Raw genomic sequence first — 16,771 nt, forward strand, 5'->3', positions numbered from 1 at the left:
GAGGGCGGCGGCGCACTATCGAGGACGTCGCGTCCGCTGCCTCCGTCAGCTGCCGCTGACACTTCCCCCTGGCGGGGGAGGATTTGATCTCTCAATCCATCGATTCCGCGGGCTTGCTCTGGAGTTGGACGTAATTCTGGATGCCCATCCGCTCGATCATGTCGAACTGCCGCTCTAGATAATCGACATGCTCCTCCTCATTGTCGAGGATGCGCTTGAAAAGATCGCGGGTGATATAATCGCGCACCGTCTCGCAATGTTCGATGGCATCGCGCAGCAGCGGGATCGCCTCATGCTCCAGCGCGAGATCGGCTTTCAGCACTTCCTCAACCGATTCTCCGATGCGCAGACGGCCGAGCAGCTGGAAGTTGGGCAGGCCATCCAGGAACAGGATGCGCGCCGCCAGCCAATCGGCATGCTTCATCTCATCGATGGATTCGCCATATTCGAACTTGGCGAGATGCTCGATGCCCCAATGATCCAGCATCCGATAATGCAGGAAATATTGGTTGATCGCGGTCAGCTCGTTCTTGAGCGCCGCGTTGAGGAATTCGATGACCTTGTCGTCGCCCTTCATGGCTGCGGCTCCTGGCTGGAAATGTTGAAAGGGCCTAACCGCGCGCTGGGCGGAAGAGAAGCGCGAACGACTCGCGCGTTGGTTTCAGCGCTGTCGGACCGTCCAGGCTGAGGCTCAGGCCGCGATAGCGCGTTCGGAGGCGATCAGTTCGCGCGCAAACGGAAGGCACTGGCCGCAGCGGGGACGGCGCCCGAGCGATGCATAGGCCTTGAGAGGATCGCAGCAGCCGGCGCGCGCCGCCTCCCGAACGTCACGTTCCCGGATGGCATTACAAACGCACACAACCACAGGCGAATCTCCTCTCGCCGGCAGTTCTATGGCTAATGAGAGTTATTCGCAACAGGAAAATCGAGCTACGCGATCGCCTGATCGCGTAAGCGAACCGCTTACTTGATCTTGGCTTCCTTGAACTCGACGTGCTTGCGCGCGACAGGATCATATTTCTGGAAGCTCATCTTCTCGGTCTGGTTGCGAGGATTCTTCTTGGTCACATAGAAGAAGCCCGTGTCTGCGGTGCTGACGAGCTTGATCTTGACCGTGGTCGGCTTGGCCATCGTTCCGTCCTGAATGTTGGGCCGATGCGACCGGCCACAAAAAATAAAGCGGCCGTGAAGCCGCTCGCGTGGACGCGCCCATAAGGCGAATGATGCCCATCCGTCAAGATCGGAACAGGCAGGCAGGATGGTCGTTTAGCCACCGAAAGGAGTTTTTCGGATGCTGAAATGGGCTCTCATCTTCCTGGTCGTCGGATTGATCCTCGGCGCGCTGGGCTTCGGCGGGGTCGGCGGCGCGTTTGTCGAGATCGCCAAGATCCTCTTCTATATCTGCCTGGTCATCTTCCTGGTGTTTCTGGTGCTCGGCCTGTTGGCGGGGCGCGCGGTCACCTGACTCTCATCGACAAACTTGGGAAAGGGCGGCACGTGTTGCCGCCCTTTTTCGTTTGAGGGACGATGCGCGCATTCTCTCAACTGCTCGACGGTCTCGTTTACACGCGATCGCGCAACGCCAAGCTCAAGCTGATCGCTGATTATCTGCGCGAAAATCCCGATCCCGATCGCGGCTGGGCGATGGCCGCGCTGACCGGCGATCTCAACCTGCCGCATGTGAAGCCCGCCGCGATCAGCGGCATCGTCGCCGAACGGATCGATCCGGTGCTGTTCGGGATGAGCCGCGATTTCGTCGGCGATCTCGCCGAGACGGTCTCGCTGCTGTGGCCGAAGCCGGAGGGCCAGCCGCCGGAGCTCGATAGCGGTGCGCTCGGCCTCGCCGCCGTGATCGATACGCTGATGACATTGGGCCGTGCCGAGGCGCCGCGGGCGCTGGCCGCAATGCTCGATCAGCTCGATGCTTCGGGCCGCTACGCCTTGCTCAAGCTCGCCACCGGCGCGCTGCGCGTCGGGGTTTCGGCGCGGCTCGCCAAGACCGCGCTCGCCCAGACGTTCGGCCTTGATGTCGACGCGGTGGAGGAAGTGTGGCACGGACTCAAGCCGCCCTACACCGCGCTGTTCGATTGGGCGGAAGGGCGGGGCGGGCAGCCGACTCCCGCCGATGTCCCCGTCTTCCGCCCCTTCATGCTCGCCCACCCGCTGGAGGATTTGCGGGTAGATCTCGCCGATTATGCCGCCGAGTGGAAGTGGGACGGCATTCGCGTCCAGCTTGTCCATACCGGTGGCGAGACGCGGCTCTACAGCCGCGCGGGCGACGATATCACCGCCAGCTTTCCCGAAGTCGCCGCCGCCTTCCGCACCGATGCCGTGCTCGATGGCGAGCTGCTGGTGCGCGGCACGCATCAGGGCGCCGATATGGCGGAGGGCGAGGGCGCGGCCAGCTTCAACGCGCTCCAGCAAAGGCTCGGCCGCAAAAATGTCTCCGCCAAGGCGCTCGCCGATTATCCCGCTTTCGTCCGGCTCTATGATATATTGTTCGACGGCGGCGAGGATCTGCGCGCGCTCGGCTGGAGCGAACGCCGCGCCCGTCTCGAGAGCCTGATGCCCCGCCTCGATCCCGCCAGTTTCGACATCAGCACTGTGATCGAAGCCAAGGATTTCGACGCCTTCGAAGCAATCCGCGCCGGCGCCCGCGATGCCGCGATCGAGGGCGTGATGCTTAAGCGCCGTGATTCGCCCTATGTCGCCGGCCGCCGCACCGGGCTGTGGTATAAATGGAAGCGCGATCCGCTCACCGCCGATTGCGTCGTGATGTATGCCCAGCGTGGTCACGGTCGCCGTTCGAGCTATTATTCGGATTACACCTTCGGCTGCTGGAGCGAGACCGGCGAGTTGCTCCCCGTAGGCAAGGCCTATTCGGGCATTACGGACGAGGAGCTGAAATGGCTCGATCACTTCGTCCGCACCAATACCGTCCAGCGCTTCGGCCCGGTGCGGGAAGTGGCCAAGACTTTGGTGTTTGAAATCGCCTTCGATTCGATCCACCCATCGAAGCGCCACAAAAGCGGCGTCGCCATGCGCTTCCCCCGCATCGCCCGAATCCGGACCGATAAGCCTGCGGCGGAGGCGGATACGATCGCGGCACTGGAGCGGCTAATGACTAATGCAACCGAAACCAAAAATTAATTCCGCGATCCTATCACAGCCTTACGCAAAGGGGGCACTAGGTGACGCAAGCCGACGAAATGACCATCGCGCCGATGAGCGATCCGACGTGGCGCGCACTCGTCAGCGGCGAAAAGCAGCCCGCATATCGCTGTCTCGCGCTGCGCATCCTCATGATCCGCATCCGCGTCGAATATGATCGCGATGCATCGGCGCTGCAGGCACTGATCCGGGAACTGCGCGATTTCTTCGTTGCCAACCTACGCTTCGCCGCGCCCGATTATCAATCGATCTTCAGGGAGACCGCGCGATGAGCGATATGACCTTCCCGCGCTCTCTGCACAGCGTCGCTGAAGTGACGCGCATGATCGAGGGCGGCGCGATGATGCTCCTCGCCGGCGAGGAGCATCTCTTGCGGGATCTTCCGCGCGGTGACTGGATCGGCGGCACGATCCCCTATTTCATGACTGCCGAGCATGGCGGCGTACAGGATCAGGATCGCATTTTCGTGGCGCGCTTGCCGCAGTCCGCCACCGTCACGCACCAGGCGCTGTACGATGCCGATACATTGCCCGGATTTCCGGCCGGCGGCGCACGCAATGGCTTCTCCGTGATCCTGCTGCCGTCGCAATCGGCGGTTCATAGCCGTTTCGCGCTGGAAGGCTCCCAGTGGCCCGGGCTGTTCGATCGGCCGGTGGTGGGCTGGGTGACCGGCGTCGCGCTCGATCGCGTCGGCATCGATACCGCGAAGGTATTCGACGGCCGCAGCGGCCTCGTCTCCGAAACGGATGCGGTCGTCATGCACGTCGCGCTGCCGGATTCGGTCTTCGCCAAGGTCGATATCGTCAATCTCTTTGATCAGGGCGATGGCGATACTTTGACCTTCGATCAGACGAGTTTCTCCGCCGAATGGGTGCGCGTTGGGGGCAAGCGCGTCCGCCTGCTAGACTATATCGCTGAGAAGGGCATCGATACCAAGCTGCCGCTGGTCGCCGACTATAACGGTGCGGGCGTCAACGTGGCGATTGCGCGGATCATCGAAGAGGAAGGCCGCGTCGAATTCTTCGCGCCGGTTTTCGCGGACATGCCCTATCGCTTCGCCAAGCCCATCGGCCATTATCCCACCGAATTCGAAGAAGCGATCGCCGATTTGTGCACCCCGCCGACATTCAGCTGCAATTGTGTGCTGAACTATGCCTATGCCGATCTGGAGGGGCAGAGGACCGGCACGATCACCGGCCCGATGACCTTTGGTGAGATTGCCTATGTGCTGCTGACGCAGACCTTGGTCTATCTGACGATCGAGAGTGACTGAGCCCAAGCCCGGCGTCCGACAGCTGTTGCAGCGTTAGGCGAGGGGTTTCTCAAGTACGGTCATCGCCGGTGCGCTGCCCTGGAGGAAGATCACGCCGTCGACGGCGGGAAACGCCCGTGTCTCGCCGGTAATCGCATAGCCGCGGCGTCGGTAGTAAGCGATCAGCGTGTCGCGGGTGTCGATTACCGTCATCTCGATCCGATCCGCGCCCCAGCGATCGCGTGCCGCCTGTTCCGCGGCGGCCAGGAGCTGTTTACCGAGGCCACCCTGCTGCAGCCCCGGATCGACGGTGAGCAGGCCGAGATAGGCGATGCCGCCGCCTTTGTCGGTGATCTCGACGCAGCCGATCGGCCCGCCGCCCTCCTCGGCGATCATTAGACAGCGCTTGGGATCGGCGATGCTCTCCGCAAGGTTGTCGCGGCTGGTACGCGGGCCACCGAGGATGTCCGCCTCGTGCGACCAGCCGCTGCGCGCGCCATCGCCGCGATAGGCGCGCTCCACCAGAGCATGCAGCGCATCGCAATCGCCGTCCCGCGCGTCGCGGATCAGCGCGCCCATTTCGCCAGATAATCGGCCAGCCCCTGCGGGTTCATGCTGCGCGCGTCGGACAGCGCGGTGGTGTCACCGGCGTTGATCAGTTTATCGGTCTTGGGATCGACGATGAGCACCGCGGGGACGCCGGCCAGCCGCTTGGTGAAGCCGTAGTGTGCGGGAATATCGAGATTCTTGTCGAACCGGCCGACATCCACCACCGCCTCGACATAATGCTTCTCGACGAAGGGCTTGAGGTCGGGAAGCTCGACCGTGCCCGCCAGGATGCGGCAATCGAGGCACCAATTGCCGCCGAGATCGATCAGCAGCAGCTTGCCCGAGGCCTTGGCTTTCGCCTTCGCTTTTGCGACCACCGCCTTGGCATCGGCGCCTTCGTCGTAGGGCAGGGGCAGAGGCTTGGCGAGCTGCTCGAAGCTCGCGGCCTTCACCTTCGGCGCGGGCACGGCCGCCGTCACTGCGGTAGCAGCCAGCGTAGCAAGGCCGGCGAGAAGGAAAGCGGGGAGGCGCATAGATGTCTCCGTGTAAATGTTCGGAAGAGATAGGAGCTCTACGCACGAAACGAAGCAAGCGTTTCTTGGGGCGGGGCAAGGGAAGGCGATTGAGAGAGCGGCGATGTGCCGCGCAATTTATCACCGACTAGGCGTTCCGGCGGAAGCGGGAGACGATCCGTCAAGGTAGGTGGTTGTCCAGGGGCCAATCGCTGTACCGATTATGATCGTATCTTCGTCCGATCCGTCGAAGTGAACGGTGCCAGCAGGGACAATCACATAGCTGCCGGCTGGATAAGACTTCGCCTGACCCCTGTTCGTTACAGTGCCATATCCGATCTTCAGCGTTCCCTTGGCGACAAAAACACGCGCGGTTGCGCTATGATAGTGGGGGCTGTCCCACACCGAAGCCGGAATATAGAAGGCGTAGGAAAAGGCTGTGTAAGCCTTTTCGCGGTTGCCTTCCAGCAAGGCGAACTTCGTCCCGTTTGGGGCGGCACTTTGCCACGGGATTGTGTCGGCCGTCCATCCAGCCACTTTGTCTGTTGGACCCGCATGGCTCGCGGTCGAAAACAGCGCGACATACGCCAAGGCTTTCCACATCTCGATCTCCCTCCCGCGCGCGTTTAGCGTGCGAGGCGGCGACCGGCGTCCCGTTTCCTGCTCTCAAATCAAAAGAAAAGCCCGGCCGGCGCATCCGCCGACCGGGCTCGATCTTGTCAAAGGCTAAGGCTTATTCGCCCGGCGCCAAGTTTACCGCGGCCATCTTGCCACGACGATCGACTTCCAGCTCGAACTGCAGGCGATCGCCCTCGTTCAGCGTGGACATGCCGGCGCGCTCCACGGCTGAGATATGCACGAAGGCATCGGGCTGGCCGTCATCGCGCTGGATGAAGCCGAAGCCCTTCATCGCGTTGAAGAACTTCACCGTGCCGCTTGCGCGCTCTCCGGTCAGCTGCCGCTGCGGGCCACCCGCACCGCCGGCGCCACCGGCTCCGCCTTCGCGGGGCGGACGGCTGTCCGTCACCGGGATGACGTCGCCCACCGTTTCAAGCGTCGTCGCCGAAACGCGGCCGCCGCGATCGACCAAAGTGAACTTCAGCTGCTGGCCCTCGGCCAGGCCGCTAAGCCCCGCCTGTTCGACCGCCGAGATATGCACGAACACATCCTCGCCGCCGTCATCGCGGACGACGAAGCCGAAGCCCTTCTGGGCGTTGAAGAACTTCACGGTGCCGGTGCCTTCGCCGATCACCTGCGCGGGCATGCCGCCGCCGCCACGGGCGCCGCCGAAGCCGCCACCACCGCCGCCGCTACGGAAACCGCCGCCGCCGCCACCGCCGAAGCGATCGCCGCCGCCACCGCCGCCGCCGAAGCGATCACCGCCGCCACGGAAACCGCCGCCGCCACCGCCGCCGAAGCGATCACCGCCGCCGCCGAAACCGCCACCGCCGAAGCCGCCACCGAAGTCACCGCCGCCGAAACCGCCGCCATCTTCGCCGAAGCCGTCCCGCTTGTCCCTACCACCGCGCTGACCGCGCCGCCCTCTATCAAAACCCATGCCGCCGAATTCTTTCCAACCTGTCGCCCAAATCACTTTGCAGCGCCCGGCGGCGGGCGGGCCGCAGGCGCGTCGGCGTGAAAGAGACCACGCCGGCATCGAGCTTACAGCAAAGCGGCTTTGACGGCGAGCAAATTTAACAGTTCGTTCCGGTGGCTGTTGAGCCTGCCCGCGCGGGGGCCTAAGGCCCGCCGATGACTGTCTATCTGCACGAAGAAGATCTCCCCGCCGATGCGCTGGGGCCGGGGCCGGTGGCGGTCGATACGGAGACGATGGGGCTGATCACGCCGCGCGATCGGCTCTGCCTCGTCCAGATCTCGGATGGGGGCGGGGACGAGCATCTCGTCCGCTTCGGGCCGGACAGCGCGTATGATGCGCCCAATCTGCGCGCCGTGCTCGCCGATCCCGATCGGCTCAAGCTCTATCATTTCGCGCGCTTCGATCTCGCGGCGATTCGGCATTACCTGGGCTATTGGGCGGCGCCCGTGTTCTGCACCAAGATCGCCTCGCGCCTCGTCCGCACCTACACCGATCGCCATGGCCTGAAGGAACTGGTGCGCGAGCTGTGCGGCCAGGATATCTCCAAGCAGCAGCAATCCTCCGATTGGGGCGGGCCCGAGCTCAGCGATGCTCAGAAGGATTATGCCGCCTCCGACGTGCGCTTTCTGCACCAGATGCGCGAGAAGCTGATCGAGCGGCTGGAGCGCGAGGATCGCATGGCGCTGGCGCAGGCCTGCTTCGATTTCCTGCCCGCGCGCGCCGAACTCGATATCGCCGGCTGGCCCGAGATCGATATCTTCGCGCATATGTAGCCGATGTCTACGCTCGCAAACCAACAGAGGCGCAGCCGCCGCGCATGGGCGCTGGCGGGCGGCAGCCACGATCGCACGATTGGCGTGTTGCGCGTCGCGCTGCCGATGGCGGTGGGCGCGCTGGTCGCCTTCCTGGCGCTGGCGCCCTTCACCTTCGGCAGCGAGATCAGCTTCGTCCTCTCCAAGGATCATGTCGATATCGCGCCGGAGCGGATGCGCGTCACCGCCGCCGAATACCGCGGCAAGGATAACCGGGGCCAGCCGTTTCAACTCGATGCCAAATCGGCGGTGCAGCAAAGCTCCGCGGTGCCGATCGTGCGGCTGACCGATCTCAACGCGAAGATAACGCTCGATGACGGCCCCGCCACCGTCGTCGCCGGCCATGGCCGCTACAATATGGACAACAGCCGCATCGCGCTCGATGGCCCGGTCACGCTAGACGACAGCACGGGCTACCACATCGCCACGCGCGACATCCTGATCGACATGAACACGAAGAAGGCGATCAGCCGCGGCCGCGTCGATGGCACGATGAACACCGGCACCTTTTCGGGCGATCATATGACCGCCGATCTCAACACGCATGTCGTCGATCTGGTCGGGCACGCGCGCTTGCATATCGTTCAGCGAGGGGCCAGACGGCCGCGATGAACCGCCGTCTCGTCCTCGCCCTGGTGCTGATCGCCGCGCCGGCGATCGCCCAGAATCAGGGCGGCAACAGCGCGCTGCGCAATCACGACAGCAATGCGCCCGTCGACGTCACCTCCGATCGCAGCGAGGTGCAAGACAAGCAGAACCGCGCGATCTTCATCGGCAATGTCCGCGCCGTGCAGGGCGACATGACGCTGACCGCGGCGCGCGTGACGGTCGCTTATTCCAAGGGCGCCAACGGCGGCGATCTGCAGATCGATCGCATCGATGCATCGGGCGGGGTGACGGTGGTCGATCCCTCCGAGCATGCCAAGGGCAATTACGGCATCTACGATCTCAACCGGAAAATCATCACGCTGATCGGCAACGTCACCGTGGTGCGCTCCGGCAACACCGTGAACGGCGCACGGCTGGTGATGGACCTCAACACCGGCCGATCGACCGTGGACGGCAGCGCCGTCGGCGGGGCGGAGCCGGGTGCGGTGGGCAAGAGCGGCGGCCGCGTCACCGGCCACTTCAGCGTGCCGCAGAAAAATCAGACCATGCCGCCCGCGCCCGTCACCAAGCCCACCGCGAAGTAACAGCTATCAACCCCTCCCTTCTAAGGGAGGGGCAAGGGGTGGGTCAGCATCTTCGGGGCTCGATGCCCCGATGATGCTTTCGGTCGCGGAGGGGCCGTGAGTCTTTTAAGCGCGCAGACGCGCGCACCCACCCCCGACCCCTCCCTGCAAGCAGGGAGGGGAGGAGTTACGCCATCCAGGCCGGCGGGGTGCCCGGCGCATCGCTCCACTTCGGGACGGCGCGGGCCGCTCCTTTGGGGATGAGGCCATAGCGGATCAGCCGCCTGCCGTCGTGGAGCACCAGCGGATGATGCCGGCCGCTGCCGAGCCAGCGCCGCAGGATCAGGCTCGCGTGGCCGATCAGCCAGGTCAGCGATGCAATCAGCGCCACGGTCCGGCCATGGCGGCGCGTGAAATAGCGCCGCCGCGATTCATACCAGTAAACGGGAAGTGCCGGGCGGCCCGAGACCGGACGCGATCCGTTGACTCCCGTCGCGGCGCCGCCGACATGGCTGACGCGGCTCGCGGGATTGTGGCGGATCGACCAGCCCACGCGCCGCAGCCGCGCCATCAGCTCCACCTCCTCGAAATAGAGGAAGAAGCCGGTATCGAAGAGGCCGGCCTGGCGCAGGGCGCGGGCGCGGAACATCACGCTCGCGCCCGTCACCCAATCCACGTCGCCGGCGGGTTGTTCGGCTTGGAATGGCGCCACTCCGAGCAGCCAATCGAATGGCGCGAGCTTGGCGCCGCGCGCCAGCTCGCGGCGGATGGTGGGGAAGGTGAAGGCCGATCCCGACGCGCTGCCGTCGGGCTCTAAAAGCAGGCTGCCGACCGCGCCGCACTTGGGACAATCGTCGAGCGTGTCGGCCAGGTAGGAAACCGCTCCGGGCGCGATCTCGGTATCCGGGTTGAGCAGGTGGATGTAATCGGGCGGTTCATCGGCCTGGAGCAGGCGGAGCATCGCCTGATTGTTCGCCCAGCCGAAGCCGCCATTGATCTCCAGCGGCAGCAGGCTTGCCCAGCCCTCATAGCGCGGATCGCTCAGACCAGCGCGCAGCCGATCGGCCGATCCATCGCCCGATCCGCCGTCGACGATGATCACTTCCAGGTCTGGCTCGCGGGCACGCTCCGCTTCCAGGCTGGCGAGTGCGCGCAGCGCCAGATCGGACGTGCGGTAGTTGACAATCACCACCGCGATGCGCCGGTTCATTCAGGGCTCCGCTCGCGCACCGTCGCGGGCACGCCGGTCGCGATCGCGCCCGGCGGCACATCCCGCATCACCACCGCATTCGCACCGATCAGCGCGCCCTTTCCGAGCGTGATCCGCCCGAGCACCACCGCACCCGCGCCGAGCTGCACGCCTTGTTCCAGGATCGGCGCATCGGCCAGCGCGTCCATCCTGCGGATGCCCAGCGTGCAATTCTGGCGGATGATGCAATCGTCGCCGATCACGGTGGCACCATGGACGACGATGCCGCCCTGATGCTCGATCACCACCCGCCGTCCGAGCAAGACGGAGTAGGGCAGTTCGATGCCGTAGACGTTGCGGCAATGGCGGAAGAGCGCGCGGTAGATCAGGCTCAACGGCGCGCGCAGCGGCTGGCGCACGCCCATCCGCCACACGCCGAAGCGATGCGTGGCGACCGCGCGGAAGCCGGGCTTGGTCCAGTCGCGGCCATGCGCCTGCCAATCCTCGCGGATCTGCTGCCAAAGCGTCATGCGGCCGCGCCCTTATATTCGATCAGCGAGGAGCGGCGGTTACGCAGGCGGTTCCAACGAAAGCGCACAAGACCTTGAAACTCGGCCAATTTACCGATCATAAGAAGGCTGGCACTGCCAAAGGCGAGGCGCGGGTTTAGCCCTTCGGCGCGGCGGCGGAGGAACAGCCGGGCGATGTTCGCCGCAAAAGCGCCGAGGCCGAACAGCGTCAGGACCAGCAGCCACGGGCTCCAGACAAGACCGCCCATCAGGCCTACGAGTATCCACCCCGGTATCTCGCCGCCCCAGCGCGTGATCCGGCGGCAGGCGGCGCGCCAATCGGGCCAGCGCTGATCGGGATGGCGGGCGGCGAGCTCGGCAAAGGCATGGCCAGCGCGCTTGGTGCGGTTCCACCATTGGCCGAAGCGCAGGATGGCGGCGTCGTGCAGCGTCATCTCGCCCTCGATCCGCGCCAGTTTCCAGCCCGCCGCCCGCAGCCGCATGCACATATCGGGCTCTTCGCCGGCGATCATCTCATCGGGATAGCCGCCGACCGCCTCGAACGCCGACCGCCGGATCAGGATGTCCCCACCGCATGCGCCGACATCGCCCACGGGCACGTTCCACTCATCATCGGCGAGCGCATTGTAGAGCGATCGATCGGGAAAGCGCTCGCGCCGCCGCCCAAATACCAGGGCCAGTTCGGGCCGCGCCGCCAGCACCGCAGCACCCGCATCGAGCCACCCCGGCTGCACCTCGCAATCGCCATCGACGAACTGGATCAGCTCGGTTTCGGGCGCCTTGGCGAACAGTGCTCGCGCCCCGGCATTGCGCGCTCGCGCCGCGGTGAAGTTGGGCGGCACCGCAAGGCCGACCACTTCGACTCCCAACGATCGCGCGAAATCCTGGCTGCCGTCGCTCGATCCGCTGTCGACATAGACGATAGGCCCCGCCGCGACGACCGAGCGCAGGCAGGCCTTGAGCCGCTCGCCCTCATTCCGCCCGATCGCGACAATACCGATCGTCATCCAACGCAGCCCGTATAGCCGCCGCGCACCATCGGCCCGATCCGGCCCGCGATGCGATCGCCGTAGCGGCGGACGAAACCGTGCGGATCGATCGCCGCGCGCTTCTTGGGCAGCGGCAGGATCGCCGCGATCCGCGCCGCCTCGGTGGGGGTCAGGTGGCTGGCGTCATGACGGAAATAGCGCTCAGCACCGGCATTGGCGCCATAGGTGCCGAGGCCGGTTTCGGCGATGTTGAGATAGACCTCCATGATCCGCCGCTTGCCCCAGATATTCTCGATCAGCACGGTGAACCATGCCTCAAGACCCTTTCGAACCCACGAACGGCCCTGCCAGAGGAAGGCGTTTTTGGCGGTCTGCTGGCTGATAGTCGATCCGCCGCGATAATGGCGCCCCGCCTCGTTGCCGGACATGGCTTTCTCGATCGCGGTGAAATCGAAGCCGTGATGCCTGCAGAAATTGCCGTCCTCGGCGGAGATCGCCGCGCGCGCCATGTTCGGGTCCATCCGGCTGAGCGGCATCCAATCCTTGTTGATCGATCTGCCTCCGATCACGTCGCCCGCCATCGTCAGCGTGAAGGGCGGCGGCACGAAGCGATAGACGATCACGATCAGCACCGATCCGATCACGAAGATCAGGATCGCGCGGATCAGCCATTTTACCAGCCGACCCATGAAGGATGTCCGTTTCCCCGATCGTCTGCCTGCGCGCGCCATCGCTTTTGCGCTTAGCCGATGCTTGGCCGGATCGAAACAGGCGCTTAGGCAGGGAAAAACACATCCAGGGGATCATGATGCGTCTGAGTCTTGTCTGCTTAATCTCCGGGCTTGCAGCCTTTCCCGCCTGGGCCGGCGATCTGCGAGATTTGTGTCCCGATCGTCCCGGTCTGGCGACGCCGGCCTGCACGGTGGACAAGGGCCATCTCCAGGCCGAGGTCGGCCTTGGCGACTGGACGCACGACAAGCAGCCCGATTCTATCACCGACACCACGGCGGTGGGCGATATTTCGCTCCGCTATGGCCTTACCGACAGCACCGAATTCCGCGTCGAGTGGACGGCGTATACGCATGTCCGTGACAAGGATCGCGCAACCGGCGCGGTGGATCGGGTTTCGGGGATCGGCGATGTGACGGTCGGCATCAAGCAGAACCTCATGAACCCCGATGGCAGCCATCTTTCGATCGCGCTGCTGCCTTTCGCCACGCTGCCCAGCGGCAAGGACGGTATCGGCGCGGGCGATTGGGGCGCCGGGCTGCTGATCCCGGTCAATTATGCCCTGTCCGATGCGCTGACGCTGGAACTGACCCCGGAGGTGGATGCCGCGACCGATGAGGACGGCAGCGGGCGCCACCTCGCTTATTCGGGCGTCATCGGCCTGCAGGCCAAGCTCAGCAAGAAGCTCAGCACCGCGATCGAGTTGCAAGCGATCCGTGACCGCGATCCCGATCAACACACCACCGAAACGCTAGCCGCGCTGTCGTTCGCTTATCAGCCGGGCAAGAACAGCCAGTTCGATATCCAGACCAACTTCGGCCTGAACCAAAATGCTCCGGATATCGAGGTGACGGTCGGCGTCACGGGCCGCTTCTAGCACGCCAGAAGCTGGATCAGGCCATCGCGGGCAGCAGCTTCCGTTCGCCGGCGATCCGCATCATCGCTTTCTGCAGCTTATCGAACGCGCGGACCTCGATCTGGCGGACGCGCTCGCGGCTGACGCCATAGACCTGGCTCAGCTCTTCCAGCGTCTTGGGATCATCGGACAGGCGGCGTTCGGCGAGGATATTTTTCTCACGATCGTTGAGGCTGTCCATCGCCTGGGTCAGCATGTCGTGACGGACATCCTTTTCCTGCGCGTCGGCAATGCGCTCGTCCTGCAGCGGATCGGTGTCGACCAGCCAATCCTGCCACTGGCCCTCGCCATCCTCGCGCATCGAGACGTTGAGCGAGGTATCGCCCCCCATCGCCATGCGGCGGTTCATCGAATGAACCTCGTCCTCGGTCACTCCGAGATCGGTGGCGATCTTGGCGACATGCTCGGGCTTGAGATCGCCGTCCTCGAAAGCGTCGATCTGGCTCTTCATGCGGCGCAGGTTGAAGAAGAGCTTCTTTTGCGCCGCGGTGGTGCCCATCTTCACGAGCGACCAGGAGCGCAGGATATATTCCTGGATCGAGGCGCGGATCCACCACATCGCATAGGTGGCAAGGCGAAAGCCGCGATCGGGTTCGAACTTCTTCACGCCCTGCATCAGGCCGATATTGCCTTCCGAAATCAGCTCGGACGTCGGCAGGCCGTAGCCGCGATAGCCCATAGCGATCTTGGCGACCAAGCGCAGGTGGCTGGTGACGAGCTTGGCCGCCGCCTCGGGATCGCCATGCTCCTGAAAGCGTTTGGCGAGCATATATTCCTCCTCCGGCTGGAGGAGCGGGAATTTGCGGATCTCCGAGAGGTAGCGGTTGAGGCTCTGCTCGCCGCCAAGGGCCGGGATCGTCGCGGGGGTATTCTTGGTCACCATGATCGTCTTAACTCCCTGAGCCTACGGGAGGCTCCGGCGGAACCGTTGCTGCGGTGCCGTCATCGTTGAACTGTGTCTAGCACAAGCTCGTTGAACATTTGCTGCATATCCGGCGGAATTTCGCTTTCGAACGCCAAAGTTTCGCTTGTGATCGGGTGGCGAAAGCCGAGCCGGGCGGCATGCAGCGCCTGCCTCTCAAAACCGAGCCGCTCCATCAGCGCCTTATGTTCTTTGCTCGGGCGACCGTAGAAGGGATCGCCCAACAAAGGATGGCCGATTGAAGCCATATGGACGCGCACCTGATGCGTCCGCCCGGTCTCCAGCCGACATTCGACCAGCGCGGCGCTCCGCAGCGGCTCCAATACCGAATAGTGCGTCACCGCATGCTTGCCCTGGCCGGGCGAGACCACCGCCATCTTCTTGCGGTTGCTTGGCGATCGCCCGATCGCACCCTCGATCCGGCCATTGTCGGCGCGTGGACGTCCCGAGACGATCGCGCGATAGCGGCGGTCGATACTGTGATCGGCGAACTGTGCGGCAAGGCCGGTGTGGGTGCGATCGGTCTTGGCGGCGATCATCAAGCCCGACGTATCCTTGTCGATGCGATGCACGATTCCCGGCCGTTCGACCCCGCCGATCCCCGAGAGCGAGCCTCGGCAGTGGTGGAGCAAGGCATTCACCAATGTCCCGTCGAGATTGCCGCAGGCGGGGTGGACGACCAGCCCGGCGGGCTTATCGATCACGATCAGATGCTCGTCCTCGAACACCACCTCCAGCGCGATGTCCTGCGCGATATTGCCGGCGGGGGTAGGGGCGGGGATCGCCACCTCATAGGCCTCGCCGCCCTTCACCTTGATCGCCGGATCGCGCACGGCGTTGGCCGCCTGCGTCACCCGGCCGCTGGAGATCAGCGTCTTGAGCCGTTCGCGCGAAAGGGTGGGGAGCGCGGCTGCGAGCGCGCGGTCCAGCCGCCATCCAGCGGCGTCCGCCGGCACGATAGCCTGTTTGATCGACACCCCCGCGTCCACGTTCAGGATATAAAATTCCAACCCGTGATTTCAATGCCGCGGCGCAACGATTCAGCCCAGAATGTCCGGGCCTACCTGTGGCTTGCGTCTCGCCATCAGCAGGCTCAGCAGGCCGAAGCCGATGAAGAAGAACAGCCAATGCTCGATCGTCGTCATCACCGGCGATTGAACGACCACGCGGACCACGGATTGGCCTGATGGACGCTGGGCGATGGCGTCGAGCAAATTGCTGTTATAGGCCTGTTGCGTAACGTCGATCGCCATCGCGGCGGTCAGCACCAGCAAAGCGATCCGCTTCATGCACTCTTCCCCTGCGCTTGATGATTAGCACAGTTGGAGCAAACTGTCATCCCGGCGGCGCTTTTGGCGCGACTGTTGGCGGAGGCGGCGGCAAGGCCGGCGCAGGAGGTCTGTGGCCTGCTGTTCGGCAGCCCAGATCGCGTTGATACGGCGGAGCCCACCGCGAATGTCGCCGACGATCCCGCCCGCACGTTCGAGATCGACCCCGCGACCCTGCTCCGCGCCTATAAGGCCGCGCGTGCCGGCGGGCCGCAGGTGATCGGCCATTATCACTCCCACCCTTTCGGGTCTGCTGTTCCCTCGGACCGCGATTGGGCGGCGGCGGAGCCGGGCAGGCTCTGGCTGATCCTGGCGGACGGCGCGGCGCGGCTATGGTGCGCCAATGCCACGGGTTTCGAAGAGTGGTCGATTCGGATGGTGTGATAATTGCTAACCAATGCTGTGCGATGCAGAAGGCGTGAAAGCATTGGGGGATGCCCAGGTGAAGGATGAAGCGATCGAGTTCGCGAGCCTGATGTGCTCGCGCCTGTGCCACGATCTGTTGAGCCCGGTCGGCGCGCTCAACAACGGGCTTGAGCTGTTGGCGGACGAAGACGATCCCGCGCTGCGCAAGGAATATCTCAGCCTGCTGGCTGATGGCGCGCGGGCGTCGGCCGAGAAACTCAAATTCTTCCGGCTGGCCTTCGGCGCGGCGGGCGGCTTCGGCGATCGCATCGATGCGGGGGAAGTGCGCGCTTCGCTCGATAGCCTGGCGGGCATGAGCGGCAAGGTCGCGTTCGGCTGGGTTGCCGATTGCACGACGCTCGATCGCAGCGCAACGCGGATCGTGCTCAACCTGGGGCTGATCGCGCTCGATGCGCTGGTGCGGGGCGGGCGTCTCGATGTCGGGCTGGAGGGCGGCGAGATCGTCGTCCGTGCCGAGGGCGCGCGGCTGGTGCTGGATGGAGAAGTGCGGCGCGTGCTGGCGGGCGAGGCGCTGCCGACCACATCCCGCACGATCGGCGCCGTGCTCGCCAGCACCGTGGCCGAGCGGGACGGCCGCACGTTGCTGCTACAGGAAGAGGATGGCGTGCTATTGCTCGGCGCCTCGCGCGTCTGACCTTCGGACTGCTCTGCAGCTGCGATTAAGCCCTCCTTTACCC

24 protein-coding genes are annotated in these 16,771 nt (G+C 64.5%); 10 read left to right on the top strand and 14 right to left on the bottom strand.

What is annotated here, in order from left to right; genetic code table 11:
• Window positions 1-91: 91 nt before the first annotated feature.
• From bfr to rpmG, 3 genes are all read right to left on the bottom strand, one after another.
• On the bottom strand, window positions 92-577 hold the full coding sequence (bfr, locus tag FHS31_RS12270; RefSeq protein ID WP_167073926.1) for a bacterioferritin: 486 nt from the start codon (window positions 575-577) through the stop codon (window positions 92-94).
• A gap of 114 nt (window positions 578-691) precedes the next feature.
• A complete protein-coding gene (locus tag FHS31_RS12275; protein WP_167073928.1) occupies window positions 692-865 on the bottom strand; it encodes a (2Fe-2S)-binding protein in 174 nt (57 codons plus the stop codon).
• A 98-nt stretch (window positions 866-963) separates the two neighbouring features.
• Window positions 964-1,131 carry a 50S ribosomal protein L33 gene (gene rpmG / locus FHS31_RS12280; RefSeq protein ID WP_167073930.1) on the bottom strand — a complete coding sequence of 56 codons (168 nt, stop codon included), beginning with the start codon at window positions 1,129-1,131 and terminating at the stop codon, window positions 964-966.
• A 160-nt stretch (window positions 1,132-1,291) separates the two neighbouring features.
• On the opposite strand from rpmG, the gene FHS31_RS12285 reads away from it, so the two are divergent.
• The 4 genes from FHS31_RS12285 (at window position 1,292) to FHS31_RS12300 (ending at window position 4,444) form a co-directional block, all read left to right on the top strand.
• The gene (locus FHS31_RS12285) at window positions 1,292-1,465 is read left to right on the top strand and encodes a DUF1328 family protein (protein ID WP_167073932.1); all 174 of its coding nucleotides are present in this window, start codon (window positions 1,292-1,294) and stop codon (window positions 1,463-1,465) included.
• A 62-nt stretch (window positions 1,466-1,527) separates the two neighbouring features.
• Window positions 1,528-3,150: a cisplatin damage response ATP-dependent DNA ligase gene (locus FHS31_RS12290; protein ID WP_167073934.1), complete on the top strand. Its 1,623-nt coding sequence runs from the start codon at window positions 1,528-1,530 to the stop codon at window positions 3,148-3,150.
• A 41-nt stretch (window positions 3,151-3,191) separates the two neighbouring features.
• Window positions 3,192-3,443 carry a hypothetical protein gene (locus tag FHS31_RS12295; RefSeq protein WP_341786350.1) on the top strand — a complete coding sequence of 84 codons (252 nt, stop codon included), beginning with the start codon at window positions 3,192-3,194 and terminating at the stop codon, window positions 3,441-3,443.
• A complete protein-coding gene (locus tag FHS31_RS12300) occupies window positions 3,440-4,444 on the top strand; it encodes a DUF6976 family protein (RefSeq protein WP_167073936.1) in 1,005 nt (334 codons plus the stop codon). Before FHS31_RS12295 ends, FHS31_RS12300 begins: the two co-directional genes overlap by 4 nt.
• A 33-nt stretch (window positions 4,445-4,477) precedes the next feature.
• Here the strand turns inward: FHS31_RS12300 and FHS31_RS12305 are convergent, their stop codons facing one another.
• The 4 genes from FHS31_RS12305 to FHS31_RS16630 all read right to left on the bottom strand — a co-directional run bounded on the left by FHS31_RS12305 (window position 4,478) and on the right by FHS31_RS16630 (window position 7,042).
• Entirely contained in the window at window positions 4,478-5,002 is a 525-nt protein-coding gene (locus FHS31_RS12305; RefSeq protein WP_167073938.1) for a GNAT family N-acetyltransferase, read from the bottom strand.
• Window positions 4,990-5,505 carry a thioredoxin family protein gene (locus FHS31_RS12310; protein ID WP_167073940.1) on the bottom strand — a complete coding sequence of 172 codons (516 nt, stop codon included), beginning with the start codon at window positions 5,503-5,505 and terminating at the stop codon, window positions 4,990-4,992. The genes FHS31_RS12305 and FHS31_RS12310 overlap by 13 nt, the downstream gene beginning before the upstream one ends.
• Before the next feature lie 120 nt (window positions 5,506-5,625).
• Window positions 5,626-6,087 carry a cupin domain-containing protein gene (locus tag FHS31_RS12315; protein ID WP_167073942.1) on the bottom strand — a complete coding sequence of 154 codons (462 nt, stop codon included), beginning with the start codon at window positions 6,085-6,087 and terminating at the stop codon, window positions 5,626-5,628.
• Window positions 6,088-6,217: 130 nt separating this feature from the next.
• Complete coding sequence (locus FHS31_RS16630; protein ID WP_167073944.1) at window positions 6,218-7,042, bottom strand: cold-shock protein; 825 nt, start codon at window positions 7,040-7,042, stop codon at window positions 6,218-6,220.
• A gap of 194 nt (window positions 7,043-7,236) precedes the next feature.
• On the opposite strand from FHS31_RS16630, the gene FHS31_RS12325 reads away from it, so the two are divergent.
• From FHS31_RS12325 to lptA, 3 genes are read left to right on the top strand one after another with little or no spacing between them, the layout of a single operon-like run.
• Window positions 7,237-7,854 carry a ribonuclease D gene (locus FHS31_RS12325; RefSeq protein WP_167073947.1) on the top strand — a complete coding sequence of 206 codons (618 nt, stop codon included), beginning with the start codon at window positions 7,237-7,239 and terminating at the stop codon, window positions 7,852-7,854.
• A gap of 3 nt (window positions 7,855-7,857) precedes the next feature.
• Complete coding sequence (gene lptC / locus FHS31_RS12330) at window positions 7,858-8,505, top strand: LPS export ABC transporter periplasmic protein LptC (protein WP_167073949.1); 648 nt, start codon at window positions 7,858-7,860, stop codon at window positions 8,503-8,505.
• The gene (lptA, locus tag FHS31_RS12335; RefSeq protein WP_167073951.1) at window positions 8,502-9,086 is read left to right on the top strand and encodes a lipopolysaccharide transport periplasmic protein LptA; all 585 of its coding nucleotides are present in this window, start codon (window positions 8,502-8,504) and stop codon (window positions 9,084-9,086) included. The genes lptC and lptA overlap by 4 nt, the downstream gene beginning before the upstream one ends.
• Before the next feature lie 166 nt (window positions 9,087-9,252).
• Here lptA and FHS31_RS12340 read toward each other — a convergent pair whose 3' ends face one another.
• The 4 genes from FHS31_RS12340 to mtgA are packed head-to-tail and all read right to left on the bottom strand — an operon-like array spanning window position 9,253 to window position 12,462.
• Window positions 9,253-10,275 carry a glycosyltransferase family 2 protein gene (locus FHS31_RS12340; RefSeq protein WP_167073953.1) on the bottom strand — a complete coding sequence of 341 codons (1,023 nt, stop codon included), beginning with the start codon at window positions 10,273-10,275 and terminating at the stop codon, window positions 9,253-9,255.
• On the bottom strand, window positions 10,272-10,784 hold the full coding sequence (locus tag FHS31_RS12345) for a serine O-acetyltransferase (RefSeq protein ID WP_167073955.1): 513 nt from the start codon (window positions 10,782-10,784) through the stop codon (window positions 10,272-10,274). Before FHS31_RS12345 ends, FHS31_RS12340 begins: the two co-directional genes overlap by 4 nt.
• Window positions 10,781-11,791, bottom strand: a complete 1,011-nt coding sequence (locus FHS31_RS12350) for a glycosyltransferase family 2 protein (protein WP_167073957.1) — start codon at window positions 11,789-11,791, stop codon at window positions 10,781-10,783. Before FHS31_RS12350 ends, FHS31_RS12345 begins: the two co-directional genes overlap by 4 nt.
• On the bottom strand, window positions 11,788-12,462 hold the full coding sequence (gene mtgA / locus FHS31_RS12355) for a monofunctional biosynthetic peptidoglycan transglycosylase (protein WP_167073959.1): 675 nt from the start codon (window positions 12,460-12,462) through the stop codon (window positions 11,788-11,790). The genes FHS31_RS12350 and mtgA overlap by 4 nt, the downstream gene beginning before the upstream one ends.
• A gap of 116 nt (window positions 12,463-12,578) precedes the next feature.
• On the opposite strand from mtgA, the gene FHS31_RS12360 reads away from it, so the two are divergent.
• Window positions 12,579-13,379, top strand: coding sequence for a transporter (locus FHS31_RS12360; RefSeq protein ID WP_167073961.1), 801 nt, complete (start codon window positions 12,579-12,581; stop codon window positions 13,377-13,379).
• A 16-nt stretch (window positions 13,380-13,395) separates the two neighbouring features.
• Here FHS31_RS12360 and rpoH read toward each other — a convergent pair whose 3' ends face one another.
• Genes rpoH through FHS31_RS12375 form a run of 3 tightly spaced genes read right to left on the bottom strand, consistent with a single transcriptional unit; the run spans window position 13,396 to window position 15,629 of the window.
• A complete protein-coding gene (gene rpoH, locus FHS31_RS12365) occupies window positions 13,396-14,301 on the bottom strand; it encodes an RNA polymerase sigma factor RpoH (protein WP_167073963.1) in 906 nt (301 codons plus the stop codon).
• A 59-nt stretch (window positions 14,302-14,360) separates the two neighbouring features.
• Window positions 14,361-15,329: an RluA family pseudouridine synthase gene (locus FHS31_RS12370; protein WP_167074054.1), complete on the bottom strand. Its 969-nt coding sequence runs from the start codon at window positions 15,327-15,329 to the stop codon at window positions 14,361-14,363.
• A 51-nt stretch (window positions 15,330-15,380) separates the two neighbouring features.
• Window positions 15,381-15,629 carry a hypothetical protein gene (locus FHS31_RS12375; protein ID WP_167073965.1) on the bottom strand — a complete coding sequence of 83 codons (249 nt, stop codon included), beginning with the start codon at window positions 15,627-15,629 and terminating at the stop codon, window positions 15,381-15,383.
• Between the two features lie 33 nt (window positions 15,630-15,662).
• On the opposite strand from FHS31_RS12375, the gene FHS31_RS12380 reads away from it, so the two are divergent.
• Both FHS31_RS12380 and FHS31_RS12385 read left to right on the top strand, forming a co-directional pair.
• Entirely contained in the window at window positions 15,663-16,052 is a 390-nt protein-coding gene (locus FHS31_RS12380) for a M67 family metallopeptidase (RefSeq protein ID WP_208408698.1), read from the top strand.
• A gap of 91 nt (window positions 16,053-16,143) precedes the next feature.
• On the top strand, window positions 16,144-16,728 hold the full coding sequence (locus FHS31_RS12385) for a histidine phosphotransferase family protein (protein WP_243843451.1): 585 nt from the start codon (window positions 16,144-16,146) through the stop codon (window positions 16,726-16,728).
• The last annotated feature ends 43 nt before the right edge of the window (window positions 16,729-16,771 follow it).

Origin of the sequence: Sphingomonas vulcanisoli, assembly GCF_011761305.1 — a bacterium.
Taxonomy (GTDB): Bacteria; Pseudomonadota; Alphaproteobacteria; order Sphingomonadales; family Sphingomonadaceae; genus Sphingomonas_I; species Sphingomonas_I vulcanisoli.

Bases quoted from the DNA above. Each gene is read 5' to 3' on its own strand.
- FHS31_RS12305 (WP_167073938.1), bottom strand. From the start codon at position 5,002: ATGGGCGCGCTGATCCGCGACGCGCGGGACGGCGATTGCGATGCGCTG.
- FHS31_RS12300 (WP_167073936.1), top strand. From the start codon at position 3,440: ATGAGCGATATGACCTTCCCGCGCTCTCTGCACAGCGTCGCTGAAGTG.
- FHS31_RS16630 (WP_167073944.1), bottom strand. From the start codon at position 7,042: ATGGGTTTTGATAGAGGGCGGCGCGGTCAGCGCGGTGGTAGGGACAAG.
- FHS31_RS12345 (WP_167073955.1), bottom strand. From the start codon at position 10,784: ATGACGCTTTGGCAGCAGATCCGCGAGGATTGGCAGGCGCATGGCCGC.
- bfr (WP_167073926.1), bottom strand. From the start codon at position 577: ATGAAGGGCGACGACAAGGTCATCGAATTCCTCAACGCGGCGCTCAAG.
- FHS31_RS12375 (WP_167073965.1), bottom strand. From the start codon at position 15,629: ATGAAGCGGATCGCTTTGCTGGTGCTGACCGCCGCGATGGCGATCGAC.
- lptC (WP_167073949.1), top strand. From the start codon at position 7,858: ATGTCTACGCTCGCAAACCAACAGAGGCGCAGCCGCCGCGCATGGGCG.
- FHS31_RS12310 (WP_167073940.1), bottom strand. From the start codon at position 5,505: ATGCGCCTCCCCGCTTTCCTTCTCGCCGGCCTTGCTACGCTGGCTGCT.
- FHS31_RS12315 (WP_167073942.1), bottom strand. From the start codon at position 6,087: ATGTGGAAAGCCTTGGCGTATGTCGCGCTGTTTTCGACCGCGAGCCAT.
- FHS31_RS12285 (WP_167073932.1), top strand. From the start codon at position 1,292: ATGCTGAAATGGGCTCTCATCTTCCTGGTCGTCGGATTGATCCTCGGC.
- FHS31_RS12325 (WP_167073947.1), top strand. From the start codon at position 7,237: ATGACTGTCTATCTGCACGAAGAAGATCTCCCCGCCGATGCGCTGGGG.
- rpmG (WP_167073930.1), bottom strand. From the start codon at position 1,131: ATGGCCAAGCCGACCACGGTCAAGATCAAGCTCGTCAGCACCGCAGAC.
- FHS31_RS12385 (WP_243843451.1), top strand. From the start codon at position 16,144: ATGTGCTCGCGCCTGTGCCACGATCTGTTGAGCCCGGTCGGCGCGCTC.
- FHS31_RS12290 (WP_167073934.1), top strand. From the start codon at position 1,528: ATGCGCGCATTCTCTCAACTGCTCGACGGTCTCGTTTACACGCGATCG.
- rpoH (WP_167073963.1), bottom strand. From the start codon at position 14,301: ATGGTGACCAAGAATACCCCCGCGACGATCCCGGCCCTTGGCGGCGAG.
- FHS31_RS12360 (WP_167073961.1), top strand. From the start codon at position 12,579: ATGATGCGTCTGAGTCTTGTCTGCTTAATCTCCGGGCTTGCAGCCTTT.
- FHS31_RS12340 (WP_167073953.1), bottom strand. From the start codon at position 10,275: ATGAACCGGCGCATCGCGGTGGTGATTGTCAACTACCGCACGTCCGAT.
- mtgA (WP_167073959.1), bottom strand. From the start codon at position 12,462: ATGGGTCGGCTGGTAAAATGGCTGATCCGCGCGATCCTGATCTTCGTG.
- lptA (WP_167073951.1), top strand. From the start codon at position 8,502: ATGAACCGCCGTCTCGTCCTCGCCCTGGTGCTGATCGCCGCGCCGGCG.
- FHS31_RS12350 (WP_167073957.1), bottom strand. From the start codon at position 11,791: ATGACGATCGGTATTGTCGCGATCGGGCGGAATGAGGGCGAGCGGCTC.